This is a genomic window from Variibacter gotjawalensis, assembly GCF_002355335.1.
GTDB lineage: Bacteria > Pseudomonadota > Alphaproteobacteria > Rhizobiales > Xanthobacteraceae > Variibacter > Variibacter gotjawalensis.
Genome location: NZ_AP014946.1, coordinates 372,404 through 396,251 on the forward strand (window position 1 = coordinate 372,404; position 23,848 = coordinate 396,251).

Annotated in this window: 21 protein-coding genes and 2 pseudogenes; 17 read left to right on the top strand and 6 right to left on the bottom strand. The window is 61.5% G+C overall.

What is annotated here, in order from left to right:
- From GJW30_RS01745 to GJW30_RS01755, 3 genes are read left to right on the top strand one after another with little or no spacing between them, the layout of a single operon-like run.
- Entirely contained in the window at positions 1–2,061 is a 2,061-nt protein-coding gene (locus tag GJW30_RS01745; protein ID WP_096350903.1) for a sensor histidine kinase, read from the top strand.
- Positions 2,054–3,793, top strand: coding sequence for an ATP-binding response regulator (locus GJW30_RS01750; protein WP_096350905.1), 1,740 nt, complete (start codon positions 2,054–2,056; stop codon positions 3,791–3,793). The genes GJW30_RS01745 and GJW30_RS01750 overlap by 8 nt, the downstream gene beginning before the upstream one ends.
- Positions 3,790–4,515 carry a response regulator gene (locus GJW30_RS01755; RefSeq protein ID WP_096350908.1) on the top strand — a complete coding sequence of 242 codons (726 nt, stop codon included), beginning with the start codon at positions 3,790–3,792 and terminating at the stop codon, positions 4,513–4,515. The genes GJW30_RS01750 and GJW30_RS01755 overlap by 4 nt, the downstream gene beginning before the upstream one ends.
- A 66-nt stretch (positions 4,516–4,581) precedes the next feature.
- On the opposite strand, the gene GJW30_RS01760 is transcribed toward GJW30_RS01755, so the two are convergent.
- The 3 genes from GJW30_RS01760 to GJW30_RS01770 all read right to left on the bottom strand — a co-directional run bounded on the left by GJW30_RS01760 (position 4,582) and on the right by GJW30_RS01770 (position 6,640).
- On the bottom strand, positions 4,582–5,394 hold the full coding sequence (locus GJW30_RS01760; RefSeq protein ID WP_096350910.1) for an enoyl-CoA hydratase/isomerase family protein: 813 nt from the start codon (positions 5,392–5,394) through the stop codon (positions 4,582–4,584).
- Between the two features lie 98 nt (positions 5,395–5,492).
- Positions 5,493–6,131, bottom strand: coding sequence for an NrsF family protein (locus GJW30_RS01765; protein WP_096350913.1), 639 nt, complete (start codon positions 6,129–6,131; stop codon positions 5,493–5,495).
- Entirely contained in the window at positions 6,128–6,640 is a 513-nt protein-coding gene (locus GJW30_RS01770; protein WP_208408037.1) for a sigma-70 family RNA polymerase sigma factor, read from the bottom strand. The genes GJW30_RS01765 and GJW30_RS01770 overlap by 4 nt, the downstream gene beginning before the upstream one ends.
- 237 nt (positions 6,641–6,877) lie before the next feature.
- Here GJW30_RS01770 and GJW30_RS01775 point away from each other — a divergent pair, with 237 nt between their 5' ends.
- The 3 genes from GJW30_RS01775 (at position 6,878) to GJW30_RS01785 (ending at position 8,334) form a co-directional block, all read left to right on the top strand.
- The gene (locus GJW30_RS01775) at positions 6,878–7,129 is read left to right on the top strand and encodes a hypothetical protein (RefSeq protein WP_096350918.1); all 252 of its coding nucleotides are present in this window, start codon (positions 6,878–6,880) and stop codon (positions 7,127–7,129) included.
- 244 nt (positions 7,130–7,373) lie between these two features.
- The gene (locus GJW30_RS01780) at positions 7,374–7,700 is read left to right on the top strand and encodes a hypothetical protein (RefSeq protein ID WP_096350919.1); all 327 of its coding nucleotides are present in this window, start codon (positions 7,374–7,376) and stop codon (positions 7,698–7,700) included.
- Between the two features lie 25 nt (positions 7,701–7,725).
- Positions 7,726–8,334 carry a L,D-transpeptidase gene (locus GJW30_RS01785; RefSeq protein ID WP_096350920.1) on the top strand — a complete coding sequence of 203 codons (609 nt, stop codon included), beginning with the start codon at positions 7,726–7,728 and terminating at the stop codon, positions 8,332–8,334.
- A 93-nt stretch (positions 8,335–8,427) separates the two neighbouring features.
- On the opposite strand, the pseudogene GJW30_RS01790 reads toward GJW30_RS01785, so the two are convergent.
- Positions 8,428–9,027, bottom strand: a pseudogene (locus GJW30_RS01790) (flavin reductase family protein).
- 511 nt (positions 9,028–9,538) lie between these two features.
- On the opposite strand from GJW30_RS01790, the gene GJW30_RS01795 reads away from it, so the two are divergent.
- Positions 9,539–10,429 (top strand): LysR family transcriptional regulator, encoded by an 891-nt coding sequence (locus GJW30_RS01795; protein WP_130364703.1) that lies wholly within the window; start codon positions 9,539–9,541, stop codon positions 10,427–10,429.
- A 2-nt stretch (positions 10,430–10,431) separates the two neighbouring features.
- Here GJW30_RS01795 and ppdK read toward each other — a convergent pair whose 3' ends face one another.
- A complete protein-coding gene (gene ppdK / locus GJW30_RS01800) occupies positions 10,432–13,110 on the bottom strand; it encodes a pyruvate, phosphate dikinase (protein ID WP_166743031.1) in 2,679 nt (892 codons plus the stop codon).
- 106 nt (positions 13,111–13,216) lie between these two features.
- On the bottom strand, positions 13,217–13,351 hold the full coding sequence (locus GJW30_RS01805; RefSeq protein WP_096350925.1) for a DUF3096 domain-containing protein: 135 nt from the start codon (positions 13,349–13,351) through the stop codon (positions 13,217–13,219).
- 113 nt (positions 13,352–13,464) lie between these two features.
- Here GJW30_RS01805 and GJW30_RS01810 point away from each other — a divergent pair, with 113 nt between their 5' ends.
- The 10 genes and pseudogenes from GJW30_RS01810 (at position 13,465) to GJW30_RS01855 (ending at position 23,753) form a co-directional block, all read left to right on the top strand.
- Entirely contained in the window at positions 13,465–14,361 is an 897-nt protein-coding gene (locus GJW30_RS01810) for a polysaccharide deacetylase family protein (protein ID WP_096350928.1), read from the top strand.
- Complete coding sequence (locus GJW30_RS01815) at positions 14,358–15,383, top strand: histone deacetylase family protein (protein WP_096350932.1); 1,026 nt, start codon at positions 14,358–14,360, stop codon at positions 15,381–15,383. Before GJW30_RS01810 ends, GJW30_RS01815 begins: the two co-directional genes overlap by 4 nt.
- A gap of 144 nt (positions 15,384–15,527) precedes the next feature.
- Complete coding sequence (locus GJW30_RS01820) at positions 15,528–16,355, top strand: IclR family transcriptional regulator (protein WP_245408622.1); 828 nt, start codon at positions 15,528–15,530, stop codon at positions 16,353–16,355.
- A gap of 154 nt (positions 16,356–16,509) precedes the next feature.
- Entirely contained in the window at positions 16,510–17,298 is a 789-nt protein-coding gene (locus GJW30_RS01825; protein WP_430727111.1) for an ABC transporter ATP-binding protein, read from the top strand.
- Complete coding sequence (locus GJW30_RS01830; protein WP_096350937.1) at positions 17,295–18,008, top strand: ABC transporter ATP-binding protein; 714 nt, start codon at positions 17,295–17,297, stop codon at positions 18,006–18,008. The genes GJW30_RS01825 and GJW30_RS01830 overlap by 4 nt, the downstream gene beginning before the upstream one ends.
- A gap of 12 nt (positions 18,009–18,020) precedes the next feature.
- Entirely contained in the window at positions 18,021–18,899 is an 879-nt protein-coding gene (locus tag GJW30_RS01835) for a branched-chain amino acid ABC transporter permease (RefSeq protein WP_096350940.1), read from the top strand.
- A 3-nt stretch (positions 18,900–18,902) separates the two neighbouring features.
- On the top strand, positions 18,903–19,949 hold the full coding sequence (locus GJW30_RS01840; protein ID WP_096350942.1) for a branched-chain amino acid ABC transporter permease: 1,047 nt from the start codon (positions 18,903–18,905) through the stop codon (positions 19,947–19,949).
- 58 nt (positions 19,950–20,007) lie between these two features.
- A complete protein-coding gene (locus GJW30_RS01845; protein ID WP_096350944.1) occupies positions 20,008–20,982 on the top strand; it encodes a hypothetical protein in 975 nt (324 codons plus the stop codon).
- A 132-nt stretch (positions 20,983–21,114) separates the two neighbouring features.
- Positions 21,115–22,338, top strand: a complete 1,224-nt coding sequence (locus tag GJW30_RS01850; RefSeq protein ID WP_096350947.1) for an ABC transporter substrate-binding protein — start codon at positions 21,115–21,117, stop codon at positions 22,336–22,338.
- A gap of 192 nt (positions 22,339–22,530) precedes the next feature.
- A pseudogene (locus tag GJW30_RS01855) lies at positions 22,531–23,753 on the top strand (ABC transporter substrate-binding protein).
- Positions 23,754–23,848: the final 95 nt, after the last annotated feature.

Sequence of the window (23,848 nt, forward strand, 5' to 3'; positions counted from 1 at the left end):
GTGACAGATTCGGCGACCACAACGCCCGCGCCGGGCACCGAAGCGCAGTACCCATGGTCTGCGCGGCTGGAACAGCGCATCCGCGCGATCCCGATTCGCTGGCGCATCTTTGCCATCGCGGCGCTCAATACGACGGTCGTCCTTTTACTCGGGGCCTTGATCTGGGATGGCGCGCGCGTCCTCACCGGCGCCTGGAACGAACTGCGCGCGGCGCGGCAGGCTGACCGGCTCCTCGTTTCGATCGACTCTGAGAGCGTCCGGCTGCAGAGCCTGATCCACCGCTACTTCAATCAGCCGCAACCGCACCTCATCACCGAAATCGAGGCGCGCCGGCAAAAGCTCCTCGACCTTCTGCGCACACGCGCGGCGCTCGAACCGACCTTCGCGGGTTCGGTTTCGGGCCTCACGAATGTCACGGAGCGCTTCCTCGCCGGCTTCGAAGAGCTGCGCAAAGTGCGCGACGAAATCTCCCGCACTTACGAGCGCGAAGTGTTGAGCCCCGCGCGCGACATGGCGGGCCTCTACGCCATCATCGAAGGCGCAACGAAAGAGCGCGACGCGTTGATCTGGCCCGCGCTGTCGAAATCGCGCGAGAGTTATTCTGCCGCGCTGGTCGCCGCCAACGGCTATTACCTTTCGCTTGCCTCACAATCGTCTGACGATGCGCATCGCCACATCGCCACCATCGAGCGCACCGTGCCGGTGATGCTCGATCTCGCCGACAACGACCTGCAGCGCGGCGCCCTTCGCGCGCTCGGCCAGCGCTCGGTCGAGATGGCCACCGGGCTCAACAATCTCGCCGGCAGCTTTGCGACACAGACACGGCTGCTGCGCGAGTCGGTCGACGGCAACCAAACCGGCATGACAAATGCGCTCGATCGCCTGTCCGCACTGGTCCGTTCGCGCGAAGAACGCGCGCAGGAGCGCTTCGACACCGCGCTCGCCGACGTTTACTGGCAGGTCGCGCTGGTCGCCCTCGCTTTCCTGGGGCTGATCATCGCGATCGGCGTTGCGATTGCGAGCAGTATTCGCCGCCCGCTGAGCGAGCTGAAGGTCGCCATGCAGGCGATCGTCTCCGGTGACTACGATCGCCGCGTCCGCGGCGTAAAAGCGCCGGACGAGATCGGCGAGATGGCGCGCGCCGTCGAAGTCTTCCGCGGCAACGCCGTTGCGCGCCGCCGCGCCGAAGACGATCTGCGCACTTCGAAGGAGCGCGCCGAGTCGACGCTCGCGGATCTGCGCGACACGCAGCGCAGCCTCATCGAAGCGGAAAAGCTAGCAGCACTCGGCGGCCTCGTCGCCGGCGTCGCGCATGAAGTGAACAATCCGGTCGGCATCAGCCTCACCGTCGCGTCGTCCCTCGCCCGTCGCTGCGATGCCTTTGCGGATGAGCTTGCCGGCGGCCAGCTCCGCCGCTCGCGCCTAGACGATTTCATTTCCGGCAACCGCGAAGCCGCAAAGCAACTCGTACACAACCTCGAACGCGCCGGCGAACTGATCCAATCTTTCAAGCAAGTCGCGGTCGATCGCAGTCACGAACAGCGCCGCCAATTCGACATGCGGGAGGCGACCGACCAGATCGTTGCCAGCCTGCGCCCGGCCCTCAAGCGCATCGACGTCGACCTGATGATCCGCATCCCAGAGGGCATCGCGTTCGACAGCTACCCGGGCGCTTACGGCCAGGTGCTGACCAACCTGATGCTCAACGCCACCAAACACGGCTTTGCGGACGGCCGCAGCGGCACGATCGTCATCGAGGCTCGGCCGGTGCCTGTGGCAGGTGACCGAATCGAGCTTTTGTTCGCCGACGATGGCGCCGGCATGAGCGACGACACCCGCCGCCGCGCCTTCGACCCGTTCTTTACCACCCGGCGGAACGAAGGCGGCACGGGTCTCGGCCTGCACATCGTTTATAATATCATCCGCCGCCGCCTTGGCGGCAGCATCGACCTGATATCATCGCCCGGAGCGGGGACGCGCTTCCGCATCATTCTGCCGTTGTCGGCACCGCGCGAAGAAGCGACTGCACCGAGCCTGACTTTGACGGACACCAATGGCTGACGACTTCGTAACATTCATCGAGGACACAGAAGCCTCGCAAAGCGCGCTCGATCGCCGCTGGAAGATCATTGTCATCGACGACGATCCGGCCGTGCATGACGGCACGCGTTTCGCGCTCTACGACTATACGCTGCACGGCATGGGCCTTGAGATCATCTCGGCTTATTCGGCCGCGGAAGGCCGCAAGGTGCTGGCCGAACATCCGGACGCCGCCGTCGTCTTGCTGGACGTCGTCATGGAGTCCGACGTCGCCGGTCTCGATCTCGTCAGCCACATCCGCAAGGAACTTAAGAACGAGACGGTGCGCATCATTTTGCGCACCGGCCAGCCCGGCCAAGCACCCGAGCGCCGCGTCATCATCGACTACGATATCAACGATTATAAAGCGAAGACCGAACTCACCGCCGACAAACTCTTCACGACGCTGACAGCCTCGCTGCGCAGCCATCAACAATTGCAGCGCCTCGACGAAACACGGCGCGGCCTCGAAATCATCATCGACGCCGCCTCGACGCTGTTCGACTTCCGCTCGATGCAGCGTCTTGCCGAAGGCGTGCTGACGCAGATCGCATCGCTGCTGAAAGTCGAATGCGAAGGCATCTTGGTTCTGCGTGAAGGCCAAAATGGCTCCTCGAAATTCTCCGTGCTTGCAGGCTCCGGCTGTTACACGAGCTTCACCGGACAAGACGCGCTCGGCGACGATATCGCGCGGCATGTCGATGATGCTCTGGTGCGGCGCCGCCATGAATTCCATGAACAGCGATCGGTCCTGTATATCCGCACGTCGAGTGGGCGCGAGGTGGTCGTGCTTATCGAGGCGCCGCGCTTCCTGTCCGAGACCGACCGCTCACTGGTCGAAGTCTTCTGCTCGAAGCTCTCCGTCGCCTTCGACAACGTGATCCTCTACGAAGAACTGCAGTCCGCCAACACGCATCTCGAAGAGCGTGTCGTCGCGCGAACCGAAGAGCTGACGCAAGCCAACGAGCGCCTTGCTGCGCAGTGGGAGCGCATTCGCCGCGCCAACGCCTTCAAACGCGAAATGGTCGGCACCGTCGCACACGACCTGAAGAATCCCATCGGCGTCGTGATGGGCCGCGCCGAGATGCTGCGCGACGTGATTGGTATGCCGAAATTCGATCCGGACTTTGCCGGCGTACAGGTCAAGCAGATCGAGGAGTCCGGCCGCCGCATGCTCAACATGGTAGACCGCCTTCTGGCGGATGCCATGGAAGACGCCATGGACATCAACCTCCAGGCCGAGCCTTTCAACCTCGCGACCCTGGTGCGCGATGTGATCGATGCGAGCCAGCACAACGCCAAACAGAAGCAGCAGACGCTGACCATCGACGCGCCCGAGCGTCTCATCGTCCACGCCGACTTCGACCGCATCTGGGAGACGATCGACAATCTCGTCTCCAACGCGCTCAAATACACACCGGCCGGCGGCCGGATCGATGTTACCGTCGAGCAGCACGACAAGGCGGCGCATGTTTCGGTGCGCGACAACGGGTTGGGTCTCTCGCCCGAGGACGCAGGCCGCCTGTTCGGGCGCTTTCAACGGCTCTCCGCCAAACCGACCGGCGGCGAAAGCTCGACAGGTCTCGGCCTGTCGATCGTCAAGAAGATCGTCGATTTGCACGGCGGCCAAGTCACGGCCGAAAGCGCGGGCCCACAGAAAGGATCGACGTTCCTCGTCGTCCTCCCGTTAGATCGGAGCACACAGCGCTCATGAATCAAGTTCAGCACATCATGGTCGTCGACGACGAAGCGCAGACGCGCGACATGGTCGGCGACTATCTCAAGATGCATGGCTTCCGCATCACGTTGTGCGACGGCGGCGCGTCGCTGCGCGCGGCTTTCGACAAGGAAAAGCCGGACCTCATCGTCCTCGATCTCAACATGCCGGAGGAAGACGGCCTTTCGATCATTCGCGACCTCAAGCAGAAGTCGAATGTTCCCGTGATCATGCTGACCGGCACCGCGAGCCCGATCGACCGCGTCGTCGGCCTCGAACTCGGTGCTGACGATTACATCGCCAAACCTTGCGAATTGCGCGAACTTGTCGCCCGCGTCCGCTCGGTCCTGCGCCGCGCGCAGGGCGCCGCAGCGGCGGCGGCCGATGCGTCGCCGAAGAACAAGGTCGTCCGTTTCGGTACGAAGTGGCTCGATCTCGATGCACGCGTGTTGCGTGACGATGAGAATCTGGAACACCCACTGACCGCATCCGAATTCGGCTTGCTGAAAGCTTTCGCCGAGAACCCGAAGCGCGTGCTGACGCGCGAGCGCCTGCTCGATCTTGCCAACGCACGCGATCCGGACGCGTTCGATCGCGCGATCGACATCCGCATCACACGCATTCGCAAGAAGATCGAGCCGGATCCCGGCCACCCGAGTGTGATCCGCACGGTGCGCGGCGCCGGCTACGTCTTTTCGCCGGATGGCTCAGGCGGTTGATCGACACTGAGCCGTCATGGCCCGCTTCATGCGGGCCATGACGAATGCTGACGCTGCTTCGGAGACCTACTCGCCCGTAAACACCGGCTTTCGCTTCTCGCGGAACGCCGCAAGGCCTTCCTGCAAATCGCGGCTACGCTGCGCGCGATTGTTGCGCTGGGTCGCCGCGATCATGTCGAGTTCGCCACGAGCGAAATCGTTGATGGTCAGCTTCATGCCCGCGACCGCCGTCGGCGCCATTCCGGCGATGATCTCGGCGAGCTCGTTCGCGCGCTTCATCAGTTGATCGGCCGGGACAAGTTGTTCGACATAGCCGATGCGCAGCATCTCGGCCGCTTCGATTTTCTCGGCGGTCAGGAAAAGCTTCTTCGCCGCATTAAGGCCGAGCCGCGTCGTGTAACGAATGATGCCGCTCTTGTAGAAATGATAGCCGATGCGCGCGGCCGGCATGAACATCTCGACCGTGTCGACGCCGAGGCGGAAGTCGCAGCACAGCGCGAGATCGGTCGCACCGCCGTAGACGCCACCATTGAGCGCGCAGATCGTCGGCACGCGCAGCTTCTCGAAGCGGTTCATGACCTTCTCGAACAGCAGCTCCTCGTGCGGGTCTTCGATGGCGGCTTCGGTCCGCTCGCGCTCCGCCATGTTGCCGAGATGATAGCCGGCGCTGAACGCGCGGCCGGTGCCGGTGAGGATCAGCGCCCGGATCGACATGTCCTTTTCGACCTCGGTGACGACGCGATCGATCTCCTCGAGGTCTTCCGGCTGAATGCGGTTGAGGTAGCGTGGCCGATTGAGGCGCAGCGTCGCAATCGCGCCCGCTCGCGTGAAGACCGGCAAGCTTTGTTCGACGTCAGCCACCGCGGCTTGTGCGTTCATTCCGATTCCTCCGAGAAACACCCGGAAGCACTCCGGACGTGAGAGCCTGTCGCCAGGCCCTCATATTCTCGAAAAGTTCGGACGCAAAGACAAGGCCGCTACCAGCGCAGGACGCGCGATCCCGCAAGCGCACCGATGCCCGCCATGGCAGCGATGCCGATCGTGTACCAGGCCATGACGAAAAGCGGCGAGTCGTCGGTGCAATGCGCCGCGTAAATCGCCCCGCCGATACCACCGGCGACTAGGCCCGCGATGGCGCCGGCGAGCATCGGATGCTCCGGTGCTCCGTCACGCGAAACATAAAGAAGGCCGACGAGGATCGGCAGCGACAGCAACGGGATGCTCAGAAGGCATACGGCACTGTTGTGCCCCATCATGCCGGGCATCCATGCATTCGACGGCAGCACGAAAAGCTCATGCCCAACGCCGACCGCGAGCGCGAGCGGCGCGATGACAAGGGCAGGCCCCCAGACGCCGAATTGTGCTCCAGGGCGCAGCGTTCGCCAGTAAAGCCCCGCAGATGTCAAAGCGAGCCCCAGCGTCACGGCGAACTTCAGCACGAAGTTGAAGTCATGCATCATCGCCATGAAATTTGGCCGCATGCGCAGGAACGTCGCGAACGTCGCGAGCGCAACGACGAGCCCGAGCAGCGCCGCAGTCATCAGCAGCTTGTCGAGTGCCGGACGTCGCGTCTTGCCGTCGGCGGCGAGCGTTCGGATCAAATCATCGGTCTTCACACTGCACCTCGCATGACGCCTGCCAGCGTCTTGACCCCGCGATGCAGAGCGACGCGAACCGCGCCCTCCGACATCGCGAATTGTTTTGCCGTCTCGGAAATCGAGCGCCCGTCGAGCGCGATCGATTGCACGACGCCGCGCTGCCGATCCGGCAACTGCGGCAAATGTTTTTCGACATCGCTGCGCGGCGTGTCCGGATTGGCCTCTTCCGCGCTCAACAAATTCTCGAAATCCTCGATCGGCACATGCACCCGACGGCCGATCCGGCGCATCGCGTCGATAAACTTATGCCGCGCGATCGCGCGCATCCAAGGACCGAACGGCTCCGTGTCGATCCACGTATGCCGCTTGAGATGAATCGCAATCAGCGTCTCTTGCACGATGTCCTCGACGTCGACCGCCGAGTTCGAACGTGCAAGCGCACCGCGCACGAAAGCGCGCAACTCGATAGCAAGGCCTTTCAATAAACGCGCATACGCGGCTTCATCGCCGGCATTCGCTGCGCGCATCAAGTCGGCCCACTCCAAGTCCCGCTCCTTCACGTGTGTAGAAATCCCTTCGCTACAAATGGCGCATTCGTTACGCGCACCACCGAATTTGTACGTTACCGCACGAATCCGTGATTGGAGAAACAAACCGTCGTCGCCGGGCGTAATGCTGACATGTGACGCTTCCTGTCACGACCAACCGAACAAAACTCAACGTCAACAACTGGCGCGGACATCCGCGCCTCATGGAGAAAACTTATGTCGATTTTGAACAAGAGCCTTCTCGCCGTCGCCCTTATCGCCACCACGATCCTCCCGGCTGCCGCCGACGCCGTGATCGATGACACGTATAACAAGGAGCAGATGGAGCGCTATTCGCCGAACGCACGTTCGGGCACACTGCAGACCCGCGATGGCTTCGTCGCGCCGACGTTTTTCCTGCAGGACCGCCGCAGCGGCAACATGTATTCGCCCGCTCCGGCTTCGCGTGACGTCCCCGCAGGCGGCTAATTAGCCGCCGATTGCGGCGCTTACGCCGATACTCCTCGGGCCCGCCCACAATGTCTCGGAACAGAAAGCCGAATGTGACGTTGAGGAGGCGGGCCCGGCTTATATTTCTTCGGAACGCCAGCCCACGAAACAAAGCAGTCTTGGACGAAACCTCTTTCCGGGTCCCGCGACAACGCGGCGAAACGGACGGCCCCTAAAGTGCGATCATCAAATGACGGAATGCTTGGGAACTAGGGCGTCAACAATGTTCAAGATCAACAACAAAAGCCTCATCGCCGCCGCCGTACTGGCTGCCGCTGGCATCGTGGTCGCTGCAGCCGATATGGCGCAGAGCCGCCCCACCACAAACGCAAACGCAATCGTCGAAGCTCGCTTCCCGAGCGCCGGCGAAGCCTGGACGGTCGTCGCTCTTCCGACGGTCGAAGCCCCGAAGAAGCAAGCTCCGGTGAGCTGTGCCCGCGAGCATTGGCCGCAAGTTTCGGACGAGTGCCTCGCCGGCCAGGGCAAGCGCCCGGTCCGTAACATCCCGATCCAGCGCCGTATCGCTACGACGCAGTCGGTCAGCCTCTAAGCAGACTTGGAAATCGGGGGTTATCATGAACCGTATCGTCCGCATCGCCGCCGCAGCCGCCGCTCTCGCCGTCATCGCGGTCCCGGCGCAAGCCGCGACCAGCCAAGCACCGTTCCCATTCTTCTTCCTGCCCGGAATGCAGCAGCCTGAGCCGGCTCCCGCACCGAGCTATGAGCCGCGACGCGAAGCCCGCGCCGGCACCCGCGAAATTGTCCCGTATTTCGGCCCGCATGGCCGTGGCACGGTCATCGTCAACACCCGCGAACGCCGCCTTTATTACGTGCTCGGCGACGGCAAGGCTGTCCGCTACGTCGTCGGCGTCGGCCGCGAAGGTTTCCAATGGGCCGGTGCGCAACGCATCTCGAACATGCAGGAATGGCCCGAATGGCGCCCGCCGGCTCAGATGATCAAGCGCCGCCCGGATCTCCCCCGCTATATGGCCGGCGGCCCGCATAATCCGCTCGGCGCCCGTGCCCTCTATCTCGGTGGATCGCTATTCCGCATCCACGGCTCCAATGAGCCGGAGACCATCGGCCAAGCTGTTTCGTCCGGTTGCATCCGGATGCTGAACGAAGACGTCGTCGATCTCTACGAACGCGTACGGATCGGCACCCAAGTAGTTGTGCTGCGGTGAGCTGACGCCCCCCGTCCCCCCTGTGCAAGCCCGCAGCACTGATAACCCGCCCTTCTGGCCTGGAGGGCGGGTTATCCTTTTCTAGCGTCAGTCTTAGGGCATCCCCGGCCGGAACAATGACCGGCGGCTGATCGCTTTGCCGGCGACGACGAAGACCCCGTCACCCGTATAGTGCAGCGTTTCGGGATGCTTCGGCCGCGGCGCGACATGTGCCCTCACGACCTCGAAGATGAAAACGTTGTAGCGATCGACCAGCGCGTCGTCGTGAATACGGCACTCGAAATTCGCATGGCATTCGCCGATCAGCGGCGCTGCCACTTCGTCAGCGTCGAGCGCGGTCAGCTCGAACTCGGCAAACTTATCGACCTTCTCGCCCGAGCAATTACCGATGCGCACGACCGTGTCGGTGAGCTTCGTCGTCGGCAGGTTGATCACGCATTCGCCGCTGCGCCGGATCATGTCGTGACTGTGATTGCCGGACGTGATCATGCAAGCGACGAGCGATGGCGTGAACTCCATCACCATGTGTCAACCCATCGTCATGATGTTGGTCTTGCGGCGATGGCGGGATGAGACGAGCACGATCGGTCCTGGCTCGAGATAGCGCCGAACATCGCCAACCGGAAAGTCGGCCTTACGAACGACGGCGCTGCGAGTTTTGGAGTTGATGCTGTGGGTGGGATTGCGTGTCATCGTCGACGCCTCCGGATGCGTTAAGCATACGCCGAAGGCCGACAGGGTCTATTCGTGAGACAACGCGAAGAATACGGAGAGCCGCCGCTACCGCGGTCCAAGTCCCGATACGGAGAAAAATCCGTTTCAGTGGGTAGCGGCGACCTCAGTATTAATAGATAAATAAACGCAACAAAAAGAATGGCCTGCTAAGATGCAGGTGAAATCAAAAGCCCGGACGCGCCGGAAACAGGACCTATATGCGTGACGAATCCCGATTTTGTCCAAGACGCGAATCATCGAAATTGATCGCGTTTTCTTATTGCTGAGCAGCCACCGGTTGCACCGTGTCCATTTACTAACGCCTTGGCCGCAAATTGATCGAGCGGCCCGCCAATTAACGCAACTATTACGAGCGATATTTCCGCCGCGGCGAAACGCCTTAGACCTCGCCACCGGCACAGCGCATTAGAGAGCACCCGTGGACTTCAAACAATTTCGCTATTTCGTTGCGGTTGCCGACGAGCTCCACATGGGCCGCGCCGCCGAAAAGATCGGCGTCGCGCAGCCAGCGTTGAGCCAACAGATTAAACTTCTTGAGCATCAGCTCAAGACGCCGCTGTTCTATCGCGAGAAACGTGGCATCCGCCTGACCGAGGCGGGTGAGGAATTCCTCGCGCACGCCCGGGCCGCGCTGAAGCAAGCGAATATGGCGATGGAGCGCGGCCGCCGCGCAGGTGCCGGCGAAGTCGGACGACTCAAATTCGGTTATGTTCCGTCGGTCGTCTATTGTCCGGTGTTTCGACGCATCCTGATGGACTTCCGAAAGACCCATCCGGACGTGGACGTCTCTTTCTTCGCCGCTCACCCGAATGACCTTGTCCGAGATCTCGAACAGGATCTCATCGACGTCGCGATCGTGCGCGCACCGCTCCTGCGCATGTCATCCGAGCTAACAGTTGAAGCTGTCTCAAGCGAAAGACTGGTTGTGGCGATGCCGCACACTCATCGCCTCGCCAACATGGGCGTTATTGCGCCGGAGGCGCTGGCGAACGAGGACATTACAACCACGCTCGATCTCGATGGCATTGGGTTGGCCGGGATTCTCTCCACGATGTTCGGCGAAGCGGGGATCCCCGTGAAGATTTCGCGAAGGACTGCGGTAGCATCCGAAATGACGGCGCTGGTGGCGTGCGGATTTGGTATCGCGGTTGTCCCGGCCTCGCTCGGCAAGACGCCGCACGAAGGCGTTGTCGTGCGACCGCTCGATAGCGAAGTGGAAACGTCCATCGTTTTGATCCGGCGAACAAACGAAAAGCGCGCGGTCCCGCGCGCCTTCCTTGAATCGCATCGGCGCATTGTCGCAGAAGCCAGCCTCGAAAAAGCGGACGCCGGGAAACGCAACCCGCCTCTCGTTGCTTGACGTTAAGCCTGGCTCGCGACCGCTTTGCCGATGGCGGCTTGCGCGGCGGCAAGACGCGCAATCGGCACGCGAAACGGCGAACACGACACGTAGTCGAGCCCGACCTCATGGCAGAAGGCGACCGATGCCGGATCGCCGCCGTGCTCACCGCAAATGCCGAGCTTGATGTCAGGCCGCGTTTTACGCCCACGCTCGACGCCGATCTTCACCAACTCGCCGACACCAATCGGGTCAAGCGACACGAACGGATCGATCGGGTAGATGCCCTTTTCGGTATAGGTGCCGAGGAAGCTCGCCGCATCGTCGCGTGAGATACCGTAAGTCGTCTGCGTCAGGTCGTTGGTGCCGAAGGAGAAGAACTCGGCCGACTCGGCGATCTCTTTGGCGAGCAAACATGCGCGCGGCAGCTCGATCATCGTGCCGGTCTGATATTCGAGCTTGAAGCCGGTTTCCTTTTCGACCGCCTTCGCCATCGCATCAATACGTGCCTTGACGATGTCGAGCTCGGCTTTGGTTGCGATCAGCGGCACCATGACTTCCGGGATGACGCGCTTGCCGGTGCGTTTCTCCGCCGCGATGGCGGCTTCGAAGATTGCACGTGCCTGCATCTCGGCGATTTCCGGGTAGGCAATCGCGAGACGGCAGCCCCGGAAGCCAAGCATCGGATTGAACTCGTGCAACGCCTGCGCGCGCTCGCGCAACTTCTGCGGGTCTGCGCCCATGCTCTTCGCGACGTCGGCAATTTCTTCGTCGCCGTGCGGCAGAAACTCGTGCAGCGGCGGATCGAGCAAGCGGATCGTCACCGGACGATCGCCCATGATCTCGAACAGCTTCTGGAAGTCGCCGCGCTGCATCGGCAACAGCTTCGCGAGCGCGGCACGGCGGCCCTTCTCGTCGTCCGCGAGGATCATCTCGCGCACCGCGACGATGCGGTCGCCTTCGAAGAACATATGCTCGGTGCGGCAGAGACCGATGCCTTCCGCGCCAAACTTCACCGCGACGGTCGCATCGTTCGGCGTGTCGGCATTGGCGCGAACCTTAAGCTTGCGCGCCTTGTCGGCCCAACCCATGAGCGTCGAGAACTCTCCCGAGAGCTTCGGTTCCATCATCGGCACTTCGCCATTGAGCACTTGGCCCGTCGACCCATCGATCGTGATGATGTCGCCTTTCTTCAGCGTCTTGCCGCCGACCCGCATCGTATTCGCTGCGTAATCGACGCGAACGCTGCCGGCGCCTGAAACGCAAGGCTTACCCATGCCGCGCGCGACGACAGCCGCATGCGAGGTCATGCCGCCGCGCGACGTCAGGATGCCTTCCGCCGCATGCATGCCGTGAATGTCTTCCGGCGACGTCTCGACACGCACCAAGATGACTCGCTTGCCCGACGCCTTCAGCGTCTCGGCTTCGTCGGACGAGAAAACGATCTCGCCGCAGGCAGCACCGGGCGACGCCGGCAAGCCGTTCGCGACGATGTCGCGCGGAGCGTCCGGGTCGATGGTCGGATGCAGCAACTGGTCGAGCGATGCCGGATCGATTCGCGCAATAGCCTCGTTCTGCGTGATCAAGCCTTCGCTCGCGAGCTCTACCGCGATGCGGAGCGCCGCCTTCGCGGTGCGCTTGCCGCCGCGCGTCTGCAGCATCCACAGCTTGCCCTTCTCGACGGTGAATTCGAGATCCTGCATGTCGCGATAGTGCTTCTCGAGCGCGTTATAGATGCGCACGAGCTCCGCGAACGCATTCGGCATCGCGGATTCCATCGACGGCTTGTCGGACTGCGCGGCTTTGCGCGCAGCTTCCGTGATTTCCTGCGGCGTACGAATGCCCGCGACGACGTCTTCGCCCTGCGCGTTGATCAGAAACTCGCCGTAAAGCTGCTTCTCGCCGGTCGACGGATTGCGCGTGAAGGCAACGCCGGTCGCGGACGAGTCGCCCATATTGCCGAACACCATCGCCTGCACGTTGACGGCAGTGCCCCAGCTTTCCGGGATGTTGTGGAGGCGGCGATAAGTGTTGGCGCGTGTGTTCATCCACGACGAGAACACGGCGCCGATAGCGCCCCACAGCTGATCGTGCGGATCCTGCGGAAAATCGCGGCCGATCTCGGCCTTCACCTTCTTCTTGTATTTTGCGACCAACGTGACCCAATCCTCGGCTGCGAGGTCGGTGTCGAGGACATATCCCTTGTCCTCTTTGTACTCGTCGAGAATCTCTTCGAAGTGATGATGTTCGACGCCGAGCACGACATCCGAATACATCGTGATGAAACGGCGGTAGCTGTCGAACGCGAAGCGGCGATCGCCGGATTTCGTAGCCAATGCCTCGACGGTCGTGTCGTTGAGACCGAGGTTGAGCACCGTGTCCATCATGCCGGGCATCGACGCCCGCGCACCGGAGCGCACCGACACGAGCAGCGGGTCGGACTTATCGCCGAATGCTTTGCCGGCAATCTTGCCGATGGCGGCTAGCGCAGCATCGACCTGGCCCTTCAATTCGTCCGGATAGGATTTGTGGTGGGCGTAGAAGTAGGTGCAGACCTCGGATGTGATCGTGAAGCCCGGCGGCACCGGCAAGCCCAGATTCGCCATCTCGGCAAGATTGGCGCCTTTGCCGCCCAGCAGATCGCGCATCCCCGATGCACCCTCCGCTCGACCATCACCAAACGTGTAGACCCACTTCGTCATCGCAAAACCTCGTCCGCCCCGACGCGCGCGTGCTGCGCTGCGGCAAGGCTTATTGGCTCTTTTTACGCGGGAGTTCAACCGGGCGAAACGGATCGCCCCAGAAGTGTTAGCGGAGAAGACCCGTGATGCCGACAATGATCAGGTAGATCGCCACGATGTAATTCAGCAGCCTCGGCATAATGAGGATCAAAACCCCCGCGATCAGTGCGACCAGCGGTTGAATGGCAACGAGATTGATCATGGATGGGAGCTCCGGACGGCGAAACGCATAATAACGCCCAGGCCGAACGGCAGTTCCGGCCAATCTGGCCAATTGACCGGCTTTCCACCATCATCGCGCGAAACGGAGACCCGATGCCTCATACGCCGCGCGAACGCCTGCCCTATTCCGCCATCGTCGACCGACCGCCGCTGCAATTTCCCGAAGGCGTCCGCTTGGTTGTGTGGACCATCGTCAACCTGGAGTCGTGGGATATCGCTCGGCCGATGCCGCGCAACGTACTGACCCCGCCGATGGGGCAGCCGATCTTGCCGGATGTGCCGAACTGGGCCTGGCACGAATACGGGATGCGGGTCGGCGTCTGGCGCTTCTTCGACCTGTTCGCCAAGCTCGGCGTGAAGGCCTCGGCAGCCGTCAACGGCCAGATGGTCGAGCACTATCCGCGCATCGCCGAGGCGATCCGCGATGCCGGCTGGGAGTTCTTGCCCCACGGCTACGAACAGCGCCCGATGCAGACCGTCGCGGATCAGCGTGACGCCATCCAGAAAACCATCACGGCCATTGAGCCCTACGCCGGGAAGAAACCGATCGGCTGGCTCGCGCCCGGCATGAGCCAGACGCTCGAGACGCCGGACTATCTCGCGGCGGCCGGCTTCAGATACACCGGCGACTACGTCCACGACGAAGAGCCGTCATGGGTCGAAACCAAGCGCGGCCGGATGGTCACGCTGCCCTACACGTTCGAGATGAACGACATCACGATCATGGCGCTGCAGAATCACGAAGCGCGTCACTTCTACGATCGCGGCGTCGACCAGTTCGAGCAGCTGTACAAAGAGAGCGAGAAGCGCGCCAAGATCATGTCGATCCCGCTGCATGCGTATCTCTCCGGACAGCCGCATCGCTTCGTCTATCTCGACAAGCTCTATCGCTATCTCGCCGCCAAGCCCGGCGTCGCCTTCTGGACCGGCGAACAAATCTACGACTGGTTCGTCGGCCAGGACACTTCTCGACCGAAAGCAAAACGATGAAAGCCGTCACGACCGATCTTCACAAAGGCCACGACCCGAAGCGCTTCATCCTGCGCGGCAAATTTGCGCAAGGCGAAGAGCGGCCCGAACGCGCGACGCGCCTCGAACAAGGGCTGAAGGCCGGCAAGCACGAGATCGTCGCATCACAGAAATTCGGCCAAGGGCCGCGCCTTGCCGTTCATTCGGTCGACTATCTGCGCTTCATGGAGGAAGCGGCGGAGGAGTGGAAAACGCTCAAGGACGCGTCGGACGAAGTGCTCGGCAACGTGCATCCGGTGCGCGGCTTTGGCACGATGCCGCAATCGATCACCGGCCGCGCCGGCTGGTTCATGCAGGACATGGCGTGCGGCATTGGCCCTGATACGTGGAAAGCTGTCGCCTCCGCGACAGATGTCGCCGTCACAGCCGCCGAACTCGTCATCGAGGGCGAGCGTGCCGCTTACGCGCTTTGCCGCCCGCCCGGTCATCATGCCTATCGCGATCTCGCGGGCGGACATTGCTTTCTCAACAATACTGCGATCGCGGCTGCACATTTGCGCTCCGTGCACGAGCGCGTTGCGATCCTCGACATCGACATTCACCACGGCAACGGCACGCAGGCGATTTTCTACGATCGCTCAGACGTACTGACGGTGTCGGTGCACGCCGACCCGGCGCGTTTCTATCCGTTCTTCTGGGGCTACACGCACGAGCGCGGCGAGCGTGACGGCGAAGGCTTTAACGTCAACCTGCCGATCCCGGTCGGCTCCGGCGACAACGTTTACGTCGCGGCCATCGAAAGCTCAGTCGCGACGATCCGCGCTTACGCGCCGGAAGTCCTCGTGATCGCTCTCGGTCTCGATGCGTCGGCGGACGATCCGTTCGGCGGCGCCAAAGTGACGGCTGACGGCTTCCGCCGCGCCGGCGAAGTGATCGCGCGCATCGGCCTGCCGACGTTGTTCACGCAGGAGGGCGGCTATCTGTCCGACCAACTCGGTCCAAATCTCACAGCTGTTCTCGGCGGGTTCGAAGCGACAGCCTGAAATCGAAATCCAAGGTTGCGGTGCGGAACTCCGTGCCGCAATCGCAACTCTATTTCACAATGCAGAATTCAATTCTGCATATTTGACTCACGATTTGTAAGTCGCTTTGATCCGGCCGTCTGGGAGGACACGAGACGGATGCGGGTGGAAAATAGCCTTGAGGCGTGGGATGCGCCTGCGGAACGGCGCAAACAAGCAGCTGCGGAACCGGAAGACCGAAAGTTCGTCACCTCGCTCGCGCGCGGGCTTGAGGTGCTGCGGGCCTTCACCCCTTCCGAAGGCATTCTCGGCAACCGCGACATCGCGCAGCGCACCGGCCTGCCGAAGCCGACCGTCTCGCGCCTCACCTACACGCTGACCAAGCTCGGCTACCTCAATCACATCGAGCGGATCGGGAAGTACCAGCTCGCCGCCGGCGCGCTGGCGATCGGCTATTCGACGCTCGCCAATATGCGCATCCGCCAGATCGCGCGTCCCTACATGGAAGAGCTAGCGCAGTTCGCCAACGCGTCCGTCGCGCTCGGCACACGCGACCGCCTCAACGTCATTTACGTCGACTACTGCCGCGGACCGCAGAGCGTGCTGACGCGCGTCGATCTCGGCTCGCGCCTTCCGCTTGCAACCAGCGCGATAGGTCGCGCGATCATCGGAGTTCTGCCGCCGCGCGATCGTGACTGGCTGCTGCAACACATTGCGAAGCGCGAGGGCAGCGAATGGCCGAACATTCGCGCCGGCATCGAACAAGCCATCAGCGACGTGAAGACGCGCGGCTTCACGATGTCGATCGGCGATTGGCATCACGACGTATCAGGCGTAGGCGTCGCAATCGTTCCTGCGGATCGATCCGGAGTCTTCGCACTCAACTGCGGCGCGCCCGCATTCCAAATCACGCGCGAAAAGTTAGAGCGCGAAATCGGCCCGCGCCTTGTCAACGTGGCGCGAACGATAGAAGCTACACTCAACGGCGCATAAGACGCCGACCGATACTGATCTCATTATCTTTTTGACGTGAGCATAGTTTCTGACTTGGGGGAGAAACGATGAAGTGGGGAACGGCGGCGCAAGCCGAACGTTGGGACTTCCGTAACTGCAGGGTGGCCGCGTGACGGCTGCAACCGCAACAAACATTGCGCCGGCAACAACCAATGGCGCACTCCTCTCGGCCCGCAACATCACGATCCGCTTCGGCGGCATCGTCGCTCTCGACGGCGTATCGTTCGACATCATGCCGGGCAAGATCCTCGGGCTGATCGGCCCGAACGGCGCCGGCAAGACGACGATGTTCAATTGCCTGACGCGCCTTTACACGCCGACCTCCGGCGATGTGCTGTTCGAAGGCCGCAGCATCCTCGGCGAACCATCGTACCGCATCGCGCCGCTCGGCATCACGCGCACGTTCCAAAACCTCGCGCTCTTCAGCAAGATGTCCGTGCTCGACAACATCCGCGTCGGCACGCATCCGCGCGGCAGCAGCAACTTCCTCACCGACGCTTTGCGCTTTCCATCGGTCGTGCGCGAGGCGAAGGAATTCGACGCCGAAGTCTGGGGCCTCATCGATTGGCTTGGCCTGCGCGACGTCGCCTATCGCATGGTCACCGATCTGCCGACCGGCACGCAGAAGCGCGTCGAACTCGCCCGCGCCCTCGCGGCACGATCGAAGCTGCTTCTGCTCGACGAACCCGCCGCCGGCTTGACGCATGACGAAGTCGGCGACCTCGGCATCCTGTTCAAGCGCATCCGCGATGAACGTGGCGTCACGATCCTGCTGGTCGAACATCACATGTCGCTGGTGATGTCGGTCTCCGACCGTGTCGTCGCGCTCGATTTCGGCCGCAAGATCGCCGAAGGCACGCCCGCCGAGGTGCAAGCCAATCCGGACGTCATCCGCGCCTATCTTGGGAGCGGCAAGAAATGAGCACGCTTCTCGACGTCAAAGGTTTGCGTGGTGCTTACGGCCGTCTACAAGTGCTGCACGGTCTCGATTTCACCATCGGTCAAGGCGCGGTCACGTGCCTGCTCGGCGCCAACGGTTCCGGTAAAACATCGACACTCCGCGCGCTCTGCGGAATGATTCGCGTCTCGGGCACGGCAACGCTCGAAGACACATCGATCGTCGGCAAAGCCACCGAAGATATCGTGCGTCTTGGCGTCGCGCATGTTCCGGAAGGCCGCGGCACATTCACGCGCATGACAGTCGAAGAAAACCTCCAGCTCGGCGCGATCACGCGGTCGAGCAAGACGGAGATCGACCAGGACATTCAGCGCTGCTTCGCCTATTTCCCGCGCCTCGCGGAGCGCCGCGCGCAGCAGGCCGGTACGCTTTCGGGCGGCGAGCAGCAGATGCTTGCGATCAGCCGCGCCATGATGCTGCGGCCGAAACTTTTGCTGCTTGACGAACCGTCCTTCGGCCTCGCGCCGCTCGTCGTCGAGGAAATGTTCCGCATCCTCGGCAAACTGAACCGTGAGGAAAAAGTCTCGATGCTCGTCGTCGAGCAGAATGCCGCAATGGCGCTCGAACTCGCCGACCACGCGTATCTCCTGGAGACCGGCCGGATCGTTTTATCCGGACCCGCGAATGAGATCGCGAATGACGACACCGTACGCAAAGCGTATCTGGGTTATTGAGGGAGCTGGCCCATGGAACTCTTCTTCCAACAAGTGCTGGCTGGGCTCGCGACCGGAGCGATCTACGCCTGCGTCGCACTCGCCGTCGTGATGATCTATCAGGCCATCGACCATCTCAATTTCGCGCAAGGCGAAATGGCGATGTTCTCGACCTTCATCGCCTGGCAGCTGTTGCAATGGGGTATGCCTTATTGGTTCGCCTTCTTCGCGACGATCGGAATCTCGTTCATCGCCGGCATTCTGATTGAGCGCATCGTTTTCAAACCGCTCGATGGCGCTCCGGTGCTCAGCCACGTCGTCGGCTTCATCGCGCTGTTTGCGATCATCAACTCGCTCGCGGGCTGGATCTGGGACTACAACGTCAAGAGTTTCCCGAGCCCGTTCGGCACCGGCCCCTTCATGGGCATGCCGATCATCTCGTCGCACGCGGCCGGAATGATCGGTGTGACGCTGATCCTGCTGATCCTGCTCTTCCTCTTCTTCCGCTACACGCGCATCGGTCTTGCGATGCGCGCTGCCGCGGCTAACCCGGATTCGGCGCGTCTCGTCGGCGTGCGCGTTTCCTGGATGATCGCGCTCGGTTGGGGCATGGCGGCCGCCATCGGCGCCGTTGCCGGCATCATGATCGCGCCGATCGTCTTTCTCGAGCCGCAAATGATGTTGTCGATCCTGCTCTACGGCTTCGCCGGCGCCGTCGTCGGCGGATTGACCAGTCCGGGCGGTGCCGTTCTCGGTGGCTTCATGGTCGGCATCATCGAGAATCTCGCCGGCACGTTCCTCGGCAATCTCGGCCGCGAACTAAAACTCACCATCGCGCTGGCATTGATCATCGCGGTGCTGACGATCCGGCCAAGCGGCCTCTTCGGCCAACGCATCACGACGCGGGTGTAGTCCATGCAGCATCAAGACTTGCCCTCGCTCAAAACCGTCAACACCGCGGCAGAACCGCCGCCGGATCCGCTTCTGTTCGGACTGCCGATCAGCACGTGGTACAAGGCCTCTATCATCCTCGGCCTGATCGTCGCGTTGACGTTGCCCTTCGTCGCCAAGAACTTCGTCATCTTCCAAATGACGCTGGCGATCGTGTACGCAATCGCCATCCTCGGTCTCAACCTGCTGACCGGCTTCAATGGCCAATTCTCGCTCGGCCATAGTGCCTTCTACGGTCTCGGCGCTTACACGGCCGCGATCCTGATGGAGCACGGCGGGATGGAGTTTTATTGGACGATCCCGATCGCCGCGGTCGTCTGCTTCGTCTTCGGCTATCTCTTCGGACTTCCGGCGTTGCGCCTCGACAGTATTTATCTCGCGCTCGCGACGTTCGCGCTCGCCATCGCGACGCCGCAGATTCTCAAACTCTCGTTCTTCGAGCATTGGACCGGCGGCGTTCAAGGCATTGTGCTGATCAAACCCGACGCACCCTTCGGGCTACCCTTATCGTCCGACCAATGGTTCTATCTGCTGTCGTTGACCATCGCGATCGCGCTGACCGCATGCGCCGTGTTCCTGGTCAACAGCCGCACGGGCCGCGCCATGCGCGCTATCCGCGACAACCCGATCGCGGCACGGTCGATGGGCATCAACATCTCGCTCTACAAGACGCTGACCTTCGGTGTCAGCGCGATGTATACCGGCATCGCGGGCGCTCTCGGCGCTGTCGCCGTCGCCTTTGTCGCACCGGATAGCTTCACGTTCGGCCTTGCCGTCACGCTGTTCGTCGGCCTCGTCGTCGGCGGTGTCGGCTTGATCCCGGGCGCGCTGTTCGGCGGATTGTTCGCGGTCTTCGCACCCAATATCGCCGAGCACATTTCGAAGAATTTGGCGCAAGCCGTCTACGGAATCATTCTGCTCTTCGTCATCTACGTCATGCCGTTCGGGCTCGCCGGGCTGATCAAAATTGTCGCATACCGGCTGGCCCTCCGGAAGCAGAAGTCCGGCTGACAGCCCCCGGCGATTGCATTAGCGTGTCGCGTCTTTGTCTGGGGCGACACGCAAGGCCATGCAGCGCAAGTGGTTTGTCTACATCATCGGTGGCGGCTTATTGATCGCGCTGCTGGCGCTTTTCATCGACGATCCCGAACCGAAACACGGCCTGACGCAGAACACAGCGCCCGCACAGCAACCCCCAGCGCAACAAGCGCCGGCGACCGCGAGCCATGGCGGCTTTCAATTCACGCGGACAAATTTCGACGACGGCTGGGTCAGCACCGTTCAACCCAAATGGGTCGAGGCGAGCAAAGGCGACATCAGAGTCCTCCTCCACTATCCGGCCGACGTTAAAGCCCGCAACACCGACCCGGACGTCATGGCGAATGCCGCGTGGGACACGCTCGTCGCGCCGCGCTACCGCGATCTGCGCAACTACAAAACCATGGGCAGCGTGCTCACGTATCAGCGGCCCTATCTGAGCCAAGGCGAAGTCACGGACGCCGCGACAGGCCGCGCGCACTTCGTGTCGATCTTCAACCAAGCCGACAGCGGCTGGATCGAAGTCATTCTGCCGGATCGCGAGACGTTCGTTCGCGAATTCGGCATCGACGTCGAGAAAGTGAACAAGGACCCATACACTGACACGGCGATCTTTAACCGCATTCGCGGCATGGGCACCTACAACAAATTCGCGGTCGCTCCGGCCGATCTGCCGGGCAAATGGACGACCAATTTCTCGGCCAATACCTTTTACGTGAACCGCTACACTGGCGCGAATGCCGGCATGAGCACATATTCGTCCGGTCAGGAATACGTTTTCTCCGGCCAAACCTACAAATGGCACATCGCGGCGGCGAATTCGTCCGGCGGACAGACCAAGGTCTCGCAGGCGAAATCCGAGGGAACGTTCACGATGCCCGACAACTGGAGCATGAATTTCTCCGATATGGAGGGAAAGCCTAAGACCTATCAGGTCCAGTTTCGCGCCGTAGAAGGCGGCCGCATTCTGGTGATCGACGGCACCGCCTTCGTCCGCGCCAATTAACGATCACACCAAAGTTTCGCAGCGCGAACGTTAGGCGCTTGCAACTTATAAGCGAGAGCCTACCATCTCCCATACGCGGCAGTTGCCGCACGAAAATCCTGCCCGTGAGAGGCAGCGTTCGAGGGAGAGAACATGAAGCTTCTGACCAAATGGGGTGGGGCGCTCGTTGCCTCCGCGGTGCTCGCCGCGACACCCGCGCTCGCACAGAAAAAATACGACACCGGCGCGACCGACACCGAAATCAAGATCGGCAACATCATGCCGTATTCGGGGCCGGCCTCCGCTTACGGTTCGATCGGCAAGACGATCGAAGCCTACTTCAACAAAGTGAATGCTGAAGGTGGGATCAACGGCCGCAAAATCAAGTTCATCACCTACGACGATGGCTACTCGCCGCCGAAGGCCGTCGAGCAGGTCCGCAAGCTCGTCGAGAGCGACGAAGTCCTCGTCGTCTTCAACCCGCTCGGCACGCCATCGAACACCGCGATCCAGAAATATCTGAACGCGAAGAAGGTGCCACAGCTCTTCGTCGCGACCGGCGCCACCAAGTGGGGCGATCCGAAGAACTTCCCGTGGACGATGGGCTGGCAGCCGACCTATCAGAGCGAGGCGAAGATTTACGCCGCCTACATCCTCAAGAATTTCCCGAACGCGAAGATCGGCATTCTCTACCAGAACGACGACTTCGGTAAGGACTACCTCAAGGGCATCAAAGACGGTCTCGGCGACAAGGCGAAATCGCTGATCGTTTCCGAGCAGCCGTACGAAGTGACTGACCCGACCGTCGACTCGCAGGTCATCAACCTGAAGGCCGCGGGTGCGGACCTTCTGCTCAACTTCACGACGCCGAAGTTCGCCGCGCAGTCGATCAAGAAGGCGCACGAAATCGGTTGGAAGCCGACGCACTTCCTCACCAACGTGTCGGTCTCGGTCGGCGGCGTGATGAAGCCAGCCGGCTATCAAGCCGGTCAGGACATCATCTCGGCGACCTACTTGAAGGACTCGACCGATCAGGCCTGGAAGGATGACGCCGGCATGAAGGATTGGAACGCCTTCATGGATAAGTACTATCCGGACGGCGACAAGCTCTCCAGCAACACGCTGTACGGCTACTCGGTCGCTCAGACGCTCGTTCAGACGTTGAAGCAGGCAGGCGACAACCTCACCCGCGCCAACGTCATGAAGGAAGCCGCCAACCTGAAGGATGTTATCCTTCCGCTGGCGCTGCCGGGCATCAAGATCAACACCAGCCCGACCGACTTCTATGTCTTCGAACAAATGCAGCTCATGAAGTTCAAGGGCGAGAGCTGGGATCGCTTCGGCGAGATCATCGAAGGCAAGGTCGGCGGCAGCTGATCGCTTCGCGCCAAGATTGAAAACACAACCTCCCGCTTCACGGCGGGAGGTTTTTTATGCGCTGTGCGCATCGCAAATTATCAAAGCGCAATCGCCCGTCTCTTGCGATTCACGAACGACTGCTTACGCTCCCGACTCTGCGGCAATGCCGCTCGAAAGTCCTGTCGTTAGGCAGGACGCAAGGGAGTGATTATGATAAATCTATTGAAGTGGAGCGGTGTGCTCTGCGCATCTGCTGTGATTTTAGCGACGCCCGCATCGGCGCAAAAAAAGTACGACACAGGCGCGACCGACACCGAAATCAAGATCGGCCACATCGGTCCATATTCCGGTCCGGCTTCGGCCTACGGCTCGATCGGGAAAACGATCGAAGCCTATTTCAACAAGGTCAACGCTGAAGGTGGCATCAACGGCCGCAAGATCAAGTTCATCAGCTACGATGACGGCTACTCGCCGCCGAAGGCCGTCGAGCAAACGCGCAAGCTGATCGAGAGCGACGAAGTACTCTTGTTCTCAACCCGCTCGGCACACCGTCGAACACCGCGATCCAAAAATATCTGAACGCAAAGAAAGTACCTCAGCTTTTCGTCGCAACCGGCGCGACCAAGTGGGGCGACCCAAAGAACTTCCCGTGGACGATGGGCTGGCAGCCGACTTATCAGAGCGAGGCGCGCATCTACGCGGCGTACATCCTGAAGAACTTCCCGAATGCGAAGGTCGGCATCCTCTATCAGAACGACGATTTCGGTAAGGACTACCTGAAGGGCCTCAAGGACGGTTTCGGCGACAAGGCCGAAGCACTGGTCGTCTCCGAGCAGCCGTATGAAGTCACAGAAGCGACCGTCGACTCGCAAGTCATCACGCTCAAGGCTTCTGGCGCTGATGTCTTCGTCAATATTTCGACGCCGAAATTTTCGGCGCAAGCGATCAAGAAGGCACATGAGATCGGTTGGAAGCCGGCGCAGTTCCTCAACAACATCTCGGTTTCGATCGGCAGTGTGCTCAAGCCGGCCGGTTTCGAGGCCAGCCAAGACATCATATCGGCGGGCTACCTCAAGGAAGCCACAGACCCGGCATGGAAAGACGATCCAAGCATGAAGGATTGGGCAGCCTTCATGGACAAATACTATCCGGATGGCGACAAGCTGAACGTCTTCACCGTGTATGGCTACTCGGTCGCGCAAACGCTGGTGCAGACGCTGAAGCAGGCGGGCGACGACCTCACCCGCGCCAACGTCATGAAAGAAGCCGCCAACTTAAAAGATCTCGTGCTCCCGTTGGCGCTGCCAGGCATCAAAGCCAACACCAGCCCAACCGACTACTACGTCTACGAACAGATGCAGCTGATGAAGTTCAAAGGCGAGACCTGGGAACGCTTCGGCGACATCATCGAGGGCAAAGTCGGCGGCAGCTGAGCGCCGCGCGCTTGCGCTAACCCTAAGCCTCCCGCCCAAAGCGGGAGGTTTTTGCGGCCTGCGCACGAGTCGCGAAAGCCCCTGCCCGCGTGCTA